Here is a 14,533-nt window from a genome sequence, read left to right on the forward strand (position 1 = left end):
TGAACTTCTTTAAGACACGAGCATCATCGAGAAGACCATGACAAACAGGGCAACGGTTTCTCCAACGCCGAGAACCATCAGGTAATTCACGAGACCCTTTCCGGTTTCACCAAGAGCATTGCAGGCATTTGCCGCCGACTTGCCGACATACCATGCCGACGCCAGCATGCCAATACCGCCAAAAATGCCGACGCCCAAATACGCCGCCCACATGGAAGCTGTTGGATCCGTGCCACCTTCCGGGCTAATTTTGCCCAAAATGTAAAGCATCAGAAGCATCCCATAAATGGTTTGCGCAATCGGAGCTCCGACAAATATCAGCAAAGTGAACAACGCATTTTTGCCCTTGAGATATGCCTTTTTCCAGGCTCCAATGGCAGCCATGCCCGCCGTACCGCAACCCAATGCCGAACCCACCGCAGCAAGCCCTAAAGCCGCAACAGCTCCGAGTTTCGACAAAGTAATCAACATATTCTGATCCATAAGTATTCTCCTTATGGATTAAAGAACCATCATCGAGAACACGAGCACGAACAAGGCTACGGTTTCAACGATACCGAGCACCATCAGGTAATTGACCATGCCCTTGCCCGTTTCGCCCAAGGCATCGCACGCGACCGCAGCCGACTTTCCTTGATACCAGGCACTCGCCATCAAGCCGAGACCGCCGAAAATACCGGCACCTAGACATCCGCCCCAGTTCGTAAAGCCCGAAGCAGTCGCAGCATTCAAGATGAAATTCATCAAGAGCATTCCATAAATCGTCTGGGAAATCGGCGCTCCGACAAATACGAGCAAAGTAAAGAGAGCACCTTTACCTTGGGCATACGCCTTTTTCCATACGGAAATAGCGGCCATACCAGCAGTTCCGCAACCAAGGGCGGAGCCCATAGCACCAATGCCCAGAGCGGCAGCTGCACCCATCTTAGCGAGAGTTACTATTGTTTGTTGATCCATTTTGTTATCCTCTTATTGGTAACGGGAATAGTTCCCTTGGTTAATTTTTGCTCTTGGAAAAGGGAGCGAAAGCATAACCGCTCCACTGCAAGTCCAAGCCGTTAGAAAATTCAAGAGTATTCAGACGCACAGCATGAACGGCAACACCCATAATGGCAAGCGCAATATTCAAGCCATGGACAAAAAGAAGTATCAAAGCAGCGCCGGCAATGCCAATCGCAGAACCGAAAAGCGGAGAAAGCATTCCATTAAACGCTTCCGCAATGGCCGCTCCGCTCATTCCTACAGCAAAAAGACGAATATAACTGATCACATCGGTAAAGCTGTTCACAATATTCAGCACAAGCATAGGAATCGAAATCCAGTCCTGTTTGAGTCTGCTGGGCGGAACCGAGAACAGAACCAAGAGAACCGCCGCCACGATGAACATCGGCATGACGAACCCGGGCATCTGCATACCGAGAACCATATTGTTCGCCAAGCAGAACATGCACCAGCAGCAGAGCAGCCAGCCGACCTGCGCCAGGAACGTGGAATCCTTCCGTTTGATACGAACGGCGATATTCCAGAGGTGGGCGATCGAAAGATGCACAACCGCAATGCAGAAGCAGAAAAACTGGATGTGCTGCATCTGGGACTCGCCCGCTTCCAGCGGAACAAAAGATTCCGGGAAGAAGGATATTCCAGAAACCCAGCTATGGTAGGCGGCGAATTTCGCCGGATCCGACGGCGCAGCGGTACGAATCCAGAGCATCGCATTTTGAAGCGGTTCCGGAAGCCACGCATAATTCGTCAAATCCAAATAGCGCATCCACGAAGCCAACTCCGGCGAAAGCCCGAGGAAACTGGCGTTAATAAGTCCCCAGAAAATGGTCATTCCACTCATCAAATAGATAAAATGGAAGCCCGCGGAATTGGCATTCGGTTTCTTTTTACGCACAATCAAGGCGATGGCGAGGAAGAGCAGGCCATAAGCCATATCGCCTACAATCATCGCAAAGAAAATGCTGAAAAAGCACAGGAATACGCTGGATACATCCACTTCATGATAGCCCGGAGAAATTCCGATAATATCATAAAGGAACTGCATCGGGCGAGAAAGCTTATTGTAGGAAAGCAGCGTCGGCACATTGTCCTCTTCGGACGGATCCTCTACGCGCAAACCCCAGCCAGCCGCTTTTGCCGCCGCAGAGAGTTCAGCAACTCGAGGAGCCGGACAAAATCCTTGAACCGCCGCCAGCATTTCCGAAGAGAGCATTCCGGCGGAAGCTGTTTCCAAAGCATAAGCGTCCGTAGTTTCTGCTAGGCATTTTTTGACTTTACCTTTTTCCGCAGAAAGTTCCTGGAAGCGTTTTTCCACCTTGTCTAGCTCCGCCAAAGAGCCCGAACGTTCCTGGCGATAATATTCCACGGACTGGGCGGGGATCGGTATTCGCGTTGCGGGCGTTTTTACCTTTGCAGGTTCCGCTCCTTGATTCAATACGGCGTAACACAAGCCGTCGGCATTTTCCGCAAAAGGACAGATGACGGCTTTTTCATCTTCCGTTTCAAAAGGAATCCCACGAGCGGTCGCATAAAGCCGAACAAAAATACCGCGTTCTTCCAAGGATTTAACCGATTTCGGATCCAAATTGCCAAAAACCCCGTAACGGGACAAATTGGCTTCCGCTTCCGCATGGGCATCTTCGGCATTTTTGCGTACTTCAAGAAGTCGCTGCACCTCTTCTACAACGCCTTCTCCCGTCAGAGAATCTTCCAAAGGAACGGCCTTTTTGACATCCGGAATGGATTCCAAAGCTTTCTGGACCCGCAGCAAATCGTTTCGGACGGCGTTCAGGCTGCTTCCCGTAGGATTTTTTAGCGGAGTGATGTGCAAAATGCCCATTTCCCGAAGTCTTTCGAGAGAGGCCTGCTTGTCGGAATCCAAGCAGATGATCGTCACTTTTTTCATCGGAGTAATCATGCGGCGGCTCCTTCTTGCGTAAGGATTCTAGCATTCGCCTTTCCCTTGGCCAGTTTGGAACGGGCGACTCCTGAAATCTGCTGATCCGAAAGGAATATATTGATTGTCCGAATATTCTCTTTCGTTTCCGGGATTTTCACTTTTTCAAAGAGATTTACTCGCTGGCTTGTAGAGCGCAATTCCGCAGAAAGCAATTCATACTGCTTTTCGAGAACCCGGCGTTCCAAGCGCAAAGCGATAAGTCCTTGCAAAGAGCGAATACCTTCGTCAAGCCATGCAGGTGTCGTGAAAAAATCCGGTATGGTCACTTTAAAATCGACTCCATTGAAAATGGGAATTTCGACACCGGCGATATTGCCTTCGTCCTCCCGCACTTCCTTCACGGAAATGTACTTGTCCCATTCAATCGCTTCTGCATAAAGCCCGACCCAGCTTGCCATGGAAGTTCGAAGGGAGTCTTCTTCTTCCCGCTTTGCCATGACCTTGGCCTGGAGAGTGCGCATCTCCATCTGCAATTGCTGTTTTTTCAGCAGAAGCGTCGGCAGATATCGCTGATAGCGTTTCAGCGCATCACGCTCCATCTTCAAAGCGTTTTTTGTCAATTTGACTTTCGCCATATTACCCCTTCTTGGGCCAATACTGGCTAATCATCTTAGACGGAATGCCCGTTTCTTCGGGAGTAAAGCAATCGGCCAGAATTTCCCAACCCAGATTGAGAGCGCGCTCCAGCGGAATATTCACCGAAAGATCCATCATTTCTTTTTCAAAACGTTCGCCGTATTTGAGCAGCTTGTTGTCCCAATTGCTCATGCGGAAACCCATCGACTGTTTTTCCAGCGTCTCTTTGTAGCTGGCATAAAGCTGGATCATCGTATTCATGATGGTGCGATGGTCGCTGCGGGTTTTGCCGTTCACTTGCTGTTTCAAGCGCGAGAGGGAGCCGAACGGTTCGATTCGTCCATGCTTCAAGTAGAACTGGCCTTCCGTAATATAACCGGTATTGTCCGGAACGGGATGGGTCACATCGTCGCCGGGCATGGTCGTTACGGCGAGAATCGTAATGGAACCCGAGGACTCGAAGTCCACAGCCTTTTCATACCGACTGGCAAGCTGGGAATACAAATCGCCAGGATAGCCACGGTTCGAAGGAATCTGCTCCTGCGTAATGGCGATTTCTTTCATCGCATCGGCAAAGTTGGTCATGTCCGTCAAAAGGACAAGGACATTTTTGCCGCGAGTCGCAAACTGTTCGGCAACCGCCAAAGAGGCATCCGGAACCAGCAGGCATTCCACAATCGGGTCGCTCGCCGTATGCACAAACATCACCGTCCGGGAAAGAGCACCGTTCTGTTCCAGATAATCCTTCAGATACAGATAGTCGTCGTGCTTCAGTCCCATACCGCCAAGTACAATGACATCGACTTCCGCCTGCAAAGCGATACGCGCCAAAAGCTGGTTGTAAGGTTCTCCAGCTACAGAAAAAATCGGAAGCTTTTGCGATACGACCAACGTATTGAAAACGTCGATCATCGGAATGCCCGTGCGCACCATCGTCTTCGGAATGATGCGTTTCGCCGGGTTTACAGACGGGCCGCCGATTGCCACCGGATTTTCTTCAATCGCGGGGCCATTGTCCCTTGGAACGCCCGCGCCCGAAAAGACGCGACCGAGAAGAGCTTCGCTAAACGGGATTTCCATCGGCTTGCCGAGGAAACGTACCTGGGAATCGGTCGAAATACCGCGGGCGCCGGCAAAGACCTGCAAGTCCACCATATCCTTGTCGATACGGATGACGCGAGCTAGAGAAGTGCCTTGAGCGCTTGTAACCTGCGCCAATTCCTGATTCGCCACATTGTCCGCTTGGACGGTAATCACGCTGCCAGCAATACGTTCAATGCGATGATAAACCTTATACATTCTTCGCTACCTCCGCAACAGAGTCAGAAATCTGCTTTTCGAGATTCTTAAATTCTTCGGAATCAAACGCAACGCGGTTCCAGTCCTTGGTCGTCTGCGTCAGCTTCAGGAAGAAGGCGCGGGCCGAATCCTTGTCGGTAAAAGACATTGGCGTTTCAAGAATTTTATAAACACATTCAAACACGTATTTTTGCCGATCCGCCGAGCACGCCGCATCGATATCGTTGTAAGCATCCTGCTGTAAATAGACAGAATCCAGATATTCGGACTTCAAATAAACGACAAAGTCGTCGATGGAAGTTCCTTCCTCGCCAACGACCTTCATCATCTGGTTCACATCGTTACCGTCAGCAAGAACCTTTCTCGCTTCCGCCACTTTTTTCGAATCGATGACGCCTTCATATTTGGACCAGGATTCCAGCGGATGAATTGCCGGGAACCGACGCTGGTCGGAACGTTCGCGGGAAAGTCCGAGGAAGGCACCGACCACTTTCAAGGTCGCCTGAGTAACGGGCTCTTCAAAGTTGCCACCCGCAGGCGAAACGGAACCGCCAATGGTCACGGAACCTGTCGAGCCGTCTTTCAAACGCACGACGCCGCCTCGCTCGTAGAACGAAGCGATGACCGATTCCAAATATGCCGGGAACGCTTCTTCGCCCGGAATTTCTTCCAAACGTCCGCTCATTTCACGGAGAGCCTGTGCCCAACGAGAAGTCGAATCGGCAAGCAATAAGACGTTCAAACCCATCTGGCGGTAGTATTCGGCAAGGGTAACGCCCGTATAAACGGAAGCTTCTCGAGCAGCAACCGGCATCGAAGACGTATTGCAAATAATCAAGGTGCGTTCCATCAGGCTCTTTCCCGTTCTCGGGTCGATGAGTTCCGGGAATTCGCGGAGAGTCTCCACCACTTCACCGGCGCGTTCACCGCAAGCCGTCAAAATCACGATATCCACATCGGCATAGCGGCTCATCAGCTGCTGCAAAACCGTCTTGCCCGCACCGAAAGGTCCCGGCGTACAGAAAGTCCCCCCTTGCATCACAGGGAAGAATGTATCGATAATGCGCTGCTGCATCGTCAGAGGTTTAGAAGGGCGCAAGCGTTCCGCATAATTCTTGATTGGAATCTTGACCGGCCAGGTCTGGTAAAGCTTGACTTCAACGGAATTGCCATTTTCATCTTTCAAAACCGCGACGACATCTTCTACGACATGCTCGCCCGCAGGAACAATGCTTTCGACGGTGAGCGAATCGCGGCATTTGAACGGCACCATGATGCGATGCTTGAAAATTCCCTCGGGAACGGTTCCCAGAGTATCGCCACCCGTAACCACGTCGCCCACTTTCGCAACAGGCGTAAACGCCCACTTGACATCTCGCGGGAGCGCGGGCAGATACTTGCCTCTCTGCAAAAAGAATCCGCATTCTTCGGCCAATTCCGGCAGGGGGTTCTGCAAGCCGTCAAAAACCTGGGTCAAAAGCCCCGGTCCCAACTCTACAGAAAGCAATTCGCCCGTAAAGCGGACTTCGTCGCCCGCCTTCAGGCCCGTCGTATCTTCAAAAACCTGGAGTTCTGCATAATCTCCGCGGATACGAATCACTTCGCTTTTCAATTCAACGCCCGAAGCGAGTTTTGCAAAACCGACTTCGTTTTGGGCAACTGCACCATCAAATGCGACCCGGATCAAGTTTCCGTTCACACCGACTATTTTACCGATAGTAGCCATTGAAATTAAGACCTCCGGTCATCCCTGTTATAGGCAGGGTCGTTATCATTAATCACTTTGAGGACGGCGGCATTTCCGGCTTCAGCGGAAATACGAGACCAGCGTTCGCAAATTTTCAATTTAATCACGAAAGCATACACCGCCGCCATGGAATCCTCTCCACGGGCAAGTTCATCGACTAGCCAAAAACGGGTTTTATCCAATTCCTGTTCCCGTTCCAATGGATTCTGCTTGGCGTAAGCGTCCGAAACCATTTTGGCAAAAGTCACGTCGTAACCGGGAAACTGCCGTTCCGAAAAACGGACTTCCGGTCCCCAGGATGCGGCACGAGCATGCCCCACGACATTTTTTAATTGAATTTCATGAGCCATGTATGCCGAAGCAAAAGGATCGTCGCATTCTTCTCCGTTTACCAAGGAGTCGAAAGTGGCAAGTTCCTCTTCGGTCATGACCGCAGAACAACGATTGCGAAGTTCCGAAATAGAGAATGGAGGTGGATCTCCGAACTTTAAAAATGGAAGCGACGCAGTGATGTAAACAGCATTGCTCATCGACTATTTTCCCTGAGCCACGTCGGAAACGATTTTCGCCACCTGTGGGCGGACTAGCGCCGACAGCGCCGCAGCAATGGATTGGGAAGTAAATTCGTGAGAAACTTTGCCAGCGTCCATTTTCAGGCGGAATCCGAACTTGATGCCCGAATCGCTTTCTACCTGAACCCCGGCACCGAGAACCTTGGCAAATTCGCCGATGACAAAAGATTCCAATTTGGCCTTGTCCGCTGCGGAAAAAACGACACCCATTTCAGAGGAAGCGTAATTTTTTGCCAAAAGCAAAAGCATTTCCTTGATGGTAGAATCGTTCAAATTTTTTTCAACTTGAAGAGAAAGAATGCCGTTTACCATGGATTCCAAACGGCGACCGACAGAAATAAGCACATCGCGAGCGGCTTGTTCCAAAGCCTTGTTGCTCCGTTCCGTATAAACTTCCGCATCCTTATCGGCTTTTTCCAGTTTCGCCTTTGCTTCGGTTTCGGCGTTCTTGATAATACTGGCCGCTTCCGCTTTGGCTTTGGCAATAATTTCTGCGGACTGCGCGTCCGCTTTTTCTACCGCATCCTTTTGAATACGTTCAATCAGGTTCTGTAAATCTTCTGCCATAAAATCTCCGATTTCAACAGGCGTTTTTTTCGTCGTTTTCTAATATATATGAATTGCGGGCAAAAAAAGCCGTCAAAGATGTTAAAAAATGAAAAAGAATTGACAAAATTGCCCCATTTTAAGACAAAATGCAGACAAAAAGAGATGTTCAGAAATTCAGCGAGGACGGTCTTTCGCCGTAGAATCCCGCACCAAGGAAAATAGCCAAGCGACCATCAACGAGGCTTCGGAATCCGAAAGTTTCCCGATTTCCATCGGGCGATATTTGTCCGGATGGATGGGCTTCGGATCCTTGAGGTATTGCCAAAGCGAATCCGGGCGATCCAGATAGCGCGCGACATTTCCTTTCATGGCGGGACCGGCAAATTCCCGATTCCAACGATGGCAAGCGTAACATTCCCTATCGTAAATATCCGCGGCCTTTTGACGATTTTCGGGAGTCAAGTCGGAAAATGTCATCAAATCGACGGCAAAAAGGGCCGATGCCAAAACCACAAAAAAAACAAACCAGCGATTCTTCAACGGCATCAACTATCTTCTCGGTTTCAAAAGTTTTCCAGAAAGGATGGTCACCAAACGCCGAGGGAGGAATCTTTCCGCTAAAAGAATCGCCTTGTTGGAATAACCGGGCACCACGACATTCGGAAATCCGGAAAGAATGGCGCGAACGGCTTCCCAAGCGACCTGCTGCGGCGTACTGCTGAAGAAATAACGGAGAAATCCCCTCTTTGAACCCGCCAAGGCGTGAAAATTCGTATCGACGGAACCCGGACACAAGGTGAGTACGCGAACCCCGTGCAAACGGGATTCTTCCGCCAAGGCTTCGCTATAGGACAAAACGAAAGCCTTGCTCGCAAAATAGGCAGCCATATAAGGCCCCGGCTGAAATCCGCCCATGCTCGCCACATTCAGTATAACCCCTTTGCGACGGGCGTACATCGTTTTCAGAGCGAGCTTGCAAAGAAGCATTAGGGATTCCATGTTCAGGCGGAGCATCTGCGCTTCCGCTTCAACAGAAAGCTCGGCGGCTTCCCCGCAAAATCCCGCACCCGCATCGTTTACAAGGATATCCGGCGGGCATCCGACCAATTCGATAAATTTTTCAAAAACGGTCTGGGCGTTTCCCGATACCGATAGATCCGCAGCCAAAGCAAAAGCTTTGGTTCCAAAACGAAGGGAAATATCCTGCGCCAACGCTTCAAGCTTATCGGAACGACGAGCCACCAGAACGACCTGTTCCGCCTGGGGAGCAAGTCCGTAAGCGATTTCTTTTCCGATTCCAGAACTCGCACCCGTGACAAGAAGAGCTTTATACCGTTTCATAAGCCTCTCGACATTTCTATTTTTATCGCCGTCAAAAGTCATCCCATAACTTTTGATTCGTTCCTGTTCAAATTAACTTTTTTTTGTGGACGACGCAATGGAATGGATTCGTGTTTTTTTCATCGCTTGCGCTCTGGCCATCGACTGCATGGCCGTCTCCCTTTCCGTCGGACTTTGCCGAAAAGAAGCCAATGAATGCGAAATTTTAAAACTCGCCCTGTGTTTTGGAATTTTCCAAGCGGGAATGACCTTGACCGGGGCCTTTGGCGGCGGCTTTCTGGCGGAAATTATCGGAAGTTGGGACCATTGGGTCGCATTCGCCTTGTTGGGCTGGATTGGCATTCGCATGATACGGGAAGCTTTTCAGGAAAAGGAAAGCTGTTTCACGCAAAAACTCGGTTACAGAACGGTTCTTTCTTTGGCTATCGCCACCAGCCTGGATGCGCTGGCCGTCGGATTTTCCTTTGGGATTATCGGGCACGAAATCGCATTCAGTTCAACGCTTATCGGCATAGTCGCTTTTGCGGCAACGGAAATCGGCGTTCACTTGGGAAAAAGGGCAGGCAAAAAAATTTCGTCCAAATGGGCGGAAATCGCCGGCGGCTGCGTGCTCATCGCCATCGGCACAAAAATTCTCGTCGAGCATCTCCATCGCTGATTCGCATCATTGCCGCGCGTCGGAAATTCCGTACAGATCTCTGACGACTAGCCACTCTAATGCGAGCGAACTAACAACAGACAACTGACAACTGACAACTAACAACTAGCAACAAGCCACTCTAATGCAAGCGATTTTTGCGAATGAATTTTTAGAGCCGCCTTTTAAACACTGTCTTTTTTGAATTTTTCCCGAATCAGCAATAGGTCGTGTTCATAGGGATTGCGCCTGAAGTCTTCAAAGGCCCACGCGGTCGGCGTAAAATGTCCCTTGGCGTAGTGCAGAATCATATCGAGCCAAATGCCGTTTCCGGCGTAGAGTTTGAAAGGGCCGCGCTTATAAGAGGGCAACACGACTTTGTCGAGATCCATATAGCCGATGTCCACATTCACCGTGCGATGATTCGGGGAATGCGCCAATTCAAATTCCAGCGCATTGGAACGTTCCTTTTCTCTGCCGATATCCTGCGGGGACACGCTTTGCGCAAAGGAAAGAACGCCGCGATAAAGGGAGTCGCCCATTTCCGGCGCATAATACGCTGTTTTATCAAAGGCGAAAAGCTTGCCTAGATGCCGAACCGGCCCCCAGGTATTTTGCAGAGCATTCAGGACTTCAGACGGCCATTCGTTTCCTTGCACGAGAACGAAAGCCAAAAGAGCCGCCTTTTCAGAGAATTGATGAGGTAAAGCCATATCGTTAATGAGGGTAAACCGGTATCATTTTTGCTAGAGAGGAAAGTTGCCCTTCTGTAAAAGTTCCCGTATTTACCGATGCTGCGGGGAACATTGGGTTAGAGGCGTCGGGACAAGTCGCTGCATTTTTGAAAAAGAGTTTCGGCAGAACATTCGGAAGAAGCGAAACGGGGTTTTCCGATTCGCCCGAAGCCATTTTCATATTCAGAACCTGCCCGCAATGCGGCGTGTCGGCAATGCCGTCTTCCCAAATGGAATAATCCCCCAAAGCCGCCTGATCGGATTTTGTCGCCGTCGTATGGCGCAAACCGAGAAAATGCGCGCATTCGTGAATTGCCGTGTTCACGATTTCACTGGCCGTCTGTGAATATTCCGTACGGGAATCCAGCATATAATGCGTTCCGACGACCACCGTGCTGCCTTGACCGCCGCCGAAATTGCCCGCAAACAGAATGGAATACCCCAAAACTCCTGCAATTTCAATCCGATGCACCAGAACCAAATCCAGAGCGTTATACACTTCTGGTTCCTCCGGAGAGTTCGGCCAGCCTCCCAATTCCGTCACAAAAACATCGGAGCTGGATTTTCCGGCAAGCCAAGGTTCGTCGTCTGGATAAGAATTTTTGACATCGTTCCTTTCCGAAGCGTAATGCAAAAAGAGCGTATCGACAGCAATGCCTTCCGAAGAAAAATACCGACGAAAGCCCGCGAGCAAAAGTTTTGACAGGGAATCCAGCGAAACGGAATCCGCCGTGCCGCCATACTGCCCCGCTACAACCAGATTCACGCTGAAATGCGAACTGTAAGCTCCCTCGGCTTCATAGCGGACATTTCGAACCGTTCCTTTGTAATAATCGCCGTTTTCTTCCAAAGTCGTCGCCCAATAGCCGGAGTTATTTTCTTCGCAAAGAAAACGGTAATACCATCTGCCATTGCTTTCTTCCGCCGAAAGTTGCCGCGTTCTAGAGCCTACATAGCTGTCCACAACACGGAAAAGGTTCAGTTTTGGTGGTTTCCTGCCGGAATCCGCATCGAAGGAAAGGGTGTAAAGAGCATTCGGATGCACCGCCAAAAGCGTTCCCGTCGGCAAATAAGCCGCCGCAGAATCGTTCGGCACAAAATCGTTGCCGTAAAGGACAAATTTCGCCGTCGTCGGATACAGAGCGAGAGCTTCCCCATCGCCATCCGAAGAAAAAAGCCCGCAACCCGTCAAAAAAGCAAACAAGGTTGCATAAAAAAGGATGAAAATCAACGTTTTTTTCTTTTTTCCCGTCATCTGGACGTTATTCCCTATAAAACATTTCTCTTCAATTTAGTCAAAATTTTTAGGAGAAAACGATGCGATTCAAAGAATGGGAAAGATTTTTACAGCCGCTTTCAAATCGTCCGGCACTTGCCGCTTTTTTCTGTTCCGTACTTTTTTTAGCGTCCGCAAAATATCCGATATACGGCATCGCTTTTGTGCCCGTCCTCCTTCTTTCCCTTTACGCCTTTCCCCGATTTCCTCGACGCGCTTCGCTTGCCGTGCTGATTTTTTTCGCCTTGCGCATGGGCGCCACATCTTGGATTTTCGCCCATCCTTCCGAGGAAAATCCATTTAAAACGCCGACAGAGAACCTGGGCTTTGTGGAATCCGTGATGGACAGGGAAGAAGGCGTCGCCGTCATTATCCGTAGCGAATCCGGAAGATTCCGGCTTTCCAAAAAGCAGCCTCCATTTCCCAGCCCCGGCGATTCCATCCGTTTTCAGGCAAAGTGGTTTCCCGTCGAGCCGCCCACAGTTCCCGGCGGATTCGATTCCCCCAAATGGCTTCGCGGTCAAGGGCTTTCGGGTTTCGGCAAATTGGAATCTTTCAGCGTCCTCTCTCATCGATTCGTCTTTGAAAAATTCTTTTCCGGGTTTCGCCATTTTTTGAAAAACTATTTCTCGCGCTACCTTCCCGCCGCCGAATCGGGACTTCTGATTGGACTTTTGGCCGGAGACCGCTCCCAAATTCCGGACGCCTTGCAAAACGGTTTCAAACGGGCAGGAATCGTCCATGTTCTGGCCATTAGCGGTTTTCACGTCGTCTTGCTTTCGGAAATGATTCTGCTTTTACTGAAAGCGACCCGGATACCCCACCGAATCGCCCGCATCTGCGCCATCCTTTTTATGCTCCTTTACGCGCCTGCCGCCGGAGGCTCCCTCGCCGTTTTTCGTGCGGTGTTTATGTTCTCCGTCGTACAGATCGGGCTTCTGTTTGAACGCAAAGCCGACAGTCTGAACGCTCTTGGCGTCGCTCTGGTTCTTTTGTGCGCATTCAACCCGGAGGTCATCTGGAATGTCGGTTTCCAGCTTTCCGCCTCGGCGACGGCGGGGATCATCGCTTACGGAAAACGGAACCCGCTTATTTTGCAAAGCGAAGTCCTGCGAAAAAACAAAATATGGATTTGTTTTGAAAACTACGTGCTGTCCGCCGTCTGGATAACATGGGTCGCAACGGCTTTTACAGCCCCCTTTCTCATCTGGTCTTTTCATTCCCTTTCTCCCATTTCCATCGTCGGGAACATCTGCGTCGTTCCGCTGGTCAGCCTAGGAATGCAAGCCGGCCTGTTCGCCCTTTTATTGCCGATTCCCGCAACGGCCAGCCTCTTCTGCGAAGCCGCAGGATTCCTGTTTCGCCTTTCTGCTTTTTTGGTCGCGCAAATTTCTTCGTTCAGCATCGCCTCCGTGACTGCGGGACCTTTGCCCGTCTGGGTTCTTTTGATCTTGGGAACGATTCTGCTTTCCCTTGGCAGTTTCAAAAACAATTCATGCGCCCGCCGAATTATCCTTTTGGGAATTTTAATTTTCGGATGCTACTTTACATACCAGACGTTTCTTCCCAAAGCGCGTCCCGAATGGAGCGTCGCCGTTTTAGATGTCGGCCAAGGAGATTGCATAGTTGTGAAAAGCCCCAGTGGAAACGTCTATCTGGTCGATGCGGGGGTAAACACCGGAAAACGGAATGTCGCCAAAGACAAAATCATCCCCTACCTGCAAGAAGAAGGAATCTGGATGTTGAAAGGGATTCTCATCACGCACCCGGATCTGGATCACTTCAGCGGAGCCAGCGTTTTATTGCAGGAGTTTCCCGTCGAAAATCTGTGGATTCAGGAATGTTCCCGCTTTGCCGACAAGCCGGAATGGAAAAACGTACTTGCCACGGCGCAAAAACTCGGCGTTGTCATCCAGGACTTAAAACGAGGCATGATTTTTCGCGAGACATTTTATACATCGCCTCAAAAACGGGAAACCTGGAATATGCGCGTGATTCACCCGGATCCTTTTTATTGCGGAGAGACCAATTCGCAAAGCATTTCCATGCGCATCGAGGGCATCGGAGGCTCTATGTTGCTGACCGGCGATTTGACCAAGGAAGGCGAACAGACGATTCTGCAAACCGACATCCCTTTGAAAAGCGACGTGCTAAAATTGGGGCATCACGGTTCAAAGACATCCAGCTCGGTCGCCTTTTTGGAAGCGGTAAATCCCGACATCGCTATCGCATCGAACGGAAGAAAAAATCGGTTCCGGCACCCGCACAAAGAAGTGGTGAACCGACTGGACAGTTTAAAAATTCCCCTTTTGAACACTTCTGAAAAAGGCAGCGTTTTTGTACGGTTCAATGCGAACGGCTATCAAGTCCAAACTTCGCTATAGTCATTGCCGTATGCAAAGGGAAGAAGGATCAGCGGGGAATAAGTAGTTAAGAGAACTTAAAATGGAATATAGGAGAAGCTGCTGAATTTTCTCCCAACTTTCCTCTAACCACTGATCACTGATCACTAATCTCCAACTACTCCTAACTCCCACTCCCCGCCAACTCTTGTATCATTTAACGAACTTCTAAAAGGTCTCAAGAAAATCCATGCACCATTTGACAAAAGCCGACTTTGCGTCGAAACAGGCATTTTTCATTTAGTCGAAGCTCCAAAATGCAAAAAAAACGGCTTCGTTCATAATCACTAACTTGCCACCTCAGCCGTTTTCCAACAAATATGATCACCCCATCGCCAAACAAAAGCGTGGCGGGGGATAGGGTGAAGGGAAAAGAGGCTGCCCATGAGTCTTAAGAGTTTTACTCTTTTAGACGAATTGTCCCTGGAAGGGAGCCTT

14 protein-coding genes are annotated in these 14,533 nt (G+C 50.0%); 2 read left to right on the top strand and 12 right to left on the bottom strand.

Translation table 11 applies throughout. The features are described from left to right. Positions 1 to 9 precede the first annotated feature (9 nt). From B5D40_RS03635 to B5D40_RS03680, 10 genes are all read right to left on the bottom strand, one after another. A complete protein-coding gene (locus tag B5D40_RS03635; RefSeq protein WP_078775807.1) occupies positions 10 to 483 on the bottom strand; it encodes a V-type ATP synthase subunit K in 474 nt (157 codons plus the stop codon). 18 nt (positions 484 to 501) lie between these two features. After that, on the bottom strand, positions 502 to 957 hold the full coding sequence (locus B5D40_RS03640; protein WP_073303354.1) for a V-type ATP synthase subunit K: 456 nt from the start codon (positions 955 to 957) through the stop codon (positions 502 to 504). Positions 958 to 997: 40 nt separating this feature from the next. Continuing rightward, positions 998 to 2,920 (bottom strand): V-type ATP synthase subunit I, encoded by a 1,923-nt coding sequence (locus B5D40_RS03645; RefSeq protein WP_078775808.1) that lies wholly within the window; start codon positions 2,918 to 2,920, stop codon positions 998 to 1,000. After that, positions 2,917 to 3,537: a V-type ATP synthase subunit D gene (locus B5D40_RS03650; protein WP_073303358.1), complete on the bottom strand. Its 621-nt coding sequence runs from the start codon at positions 3,535 to 3,537 to the stop codon at positions 2,917 to 2,919. The genes B5D40_RS03645 and B5D40_RS03650 overlap by 4 nt, the downstream gene beginning before the upstream one ends. A gap of 1 nt (position 3,538) precedes the next feature. Beyond that, a complete protein-coding gene (locus tag B5D40_RS03655; protein ID WP_078775809.1) occupies positions 3,539 to 4,837 on the bottom strand; it encodes a V-type ATP synthase subunit B in 1,299 nt (432 codons plus the stop codon). Beyond that, positions 4,830 to 6,563: a V-type ATP synthase subunit A gene (locus tag B5D40_RS03660; RefSeq protein WP_078775810.1), complete on the bottom strand. Its 1,734-nt coding sequence runs from the start codon at positions 6,561 to 6,563 to the stop codon at positions 4,830 to 4,832. Before B5D40_RS03660 ends, B5D40_RS03655 begins: the two co-directional genes overlap by 8 nt. A gap of 5 nt (positions 6,564 to 6,568) precedes the next feature. After that, on the bottom strand, positions 6,569 to 7,114 hold the full coding sequence (locus tag B5D40_RS03665; protein ID WP_078775811.1) for a DUF2764 family protein: 546 nt from the start codon (positions 7,112 to 7,114) through the stop codon (positions 6,569 to 6,571). Positions 7,115 to 7,117: 3 nt separating this feature from the next. Beyond that, a complete protein-coding gene (locus B5D40_RS03670; protein ID WP_078775812.1) occupies positions 7,118 to 7,723 on the bottom strand; it encodes an ATPase in 606 nt (201 codons plus the stop codon). Positions 7,724 to 7,879: 156 nt separating this feature from the next. Then, complete coding sequence (locus B5D40_RS03675) at positions 7,880 to 8,251, bottom strand: c-type cytochrome (RefSeq protein ID WP_078775813.1); 372 nt, start codon at positions 8,249 to 8,251, stop codon at positions 7,880 to 7,882. Between the two features lie 3 nt (positions 8,252 to 8,254). Continuing rightward, on the bottom strand, positions 8,255 to 9,046 hold the full coding sequence (locus B5D40_RS03680; RefSeq protein WP_158222056.1) for an SDR family NAD(P)-dependent oxidoreductase: 792 nt from the start codon (positions 9,044 to 9,046) through the stop codon (positions 8,255 to 8,257). An 85-nt stretch (positions 9,047 to 9,131) separates the two neighbouring features. Between B5D40_RS03680 and B5D40_RS03685 the strand changes: the two genes are divergently transcribed. Then, positions 9,132 to 9,704, top strand: a complete 573-nt coding sequence (locus B5D40_RS03685; RefSeq protein ID WP_143394316.1) for a manganese efflux pump MntP — start codon at positions 9,132 to 9,134, stop codon at positions 9,702 to 9,704. 164 nt (positions 9,705 to 9,868) lie between these two features. Here the strand turns inward: B5D40_RS03685 and B5D40_RS03690 are convergent, their stop codons facing one another. Together B5D40_RS03690 and B5D40_RS03695 are read right to left on the bottom strand one after the other, a co-directional pair. Continuing rightward, on the bottom strand, positions 9,869 to 10,396 hold the full coding sequence (locus B5D40_RS03690) for a DUF4416 family protein (RefSeq protein WP_078775816.1): 528 nt from the start codon (positions 10,394 to 10,396) through the stop codon (positions 9,869 to 9,871). Between the two features lie 4 nt (positions 10,397 to 10,400). After that, on the bottom strand, positions 10,401 to 11,672 hold the full coding sequence (locus B5D40_RS03695) for a zinc metalloprotease (RefSeq protein ID WP_073303378.1): 1,272 nt from the start codon (positions 11,670 to 11,672) through the stop codon (positions 10,401 to 10,403). A gap of 62 nt (positions 11,673 to 11,734) precedes the next feature. Between B5D40_RS03695 and B5D40_RS03700 the strand changes: the two genes are divergently transcribed. Further along, the gene (locus B5D40_RS03700) at positions 11,735 to 14,077 is read left to right on the top strand and encodes a DNA internalization-related competence protein ComEC/Rec2 (protein WP_078775817.1); all 2,343 of its coding nucleotides are present in this window, start codon (positions 11,735 to 11,737) and stop codon (positions 14,075 to 14,077) included. Positions 14,078 to 14,533: the final 456 nt, after the last annotated feature.

The organism is Fibrobacter intestinalis (assembly GCF_900167415.1).
GTDB lineage: Bacteria > Fibrobacterota > Fibrobacteria > Fibrobacterales > Fibrobacteraceae > Hallerella > Hallerella intestinalis.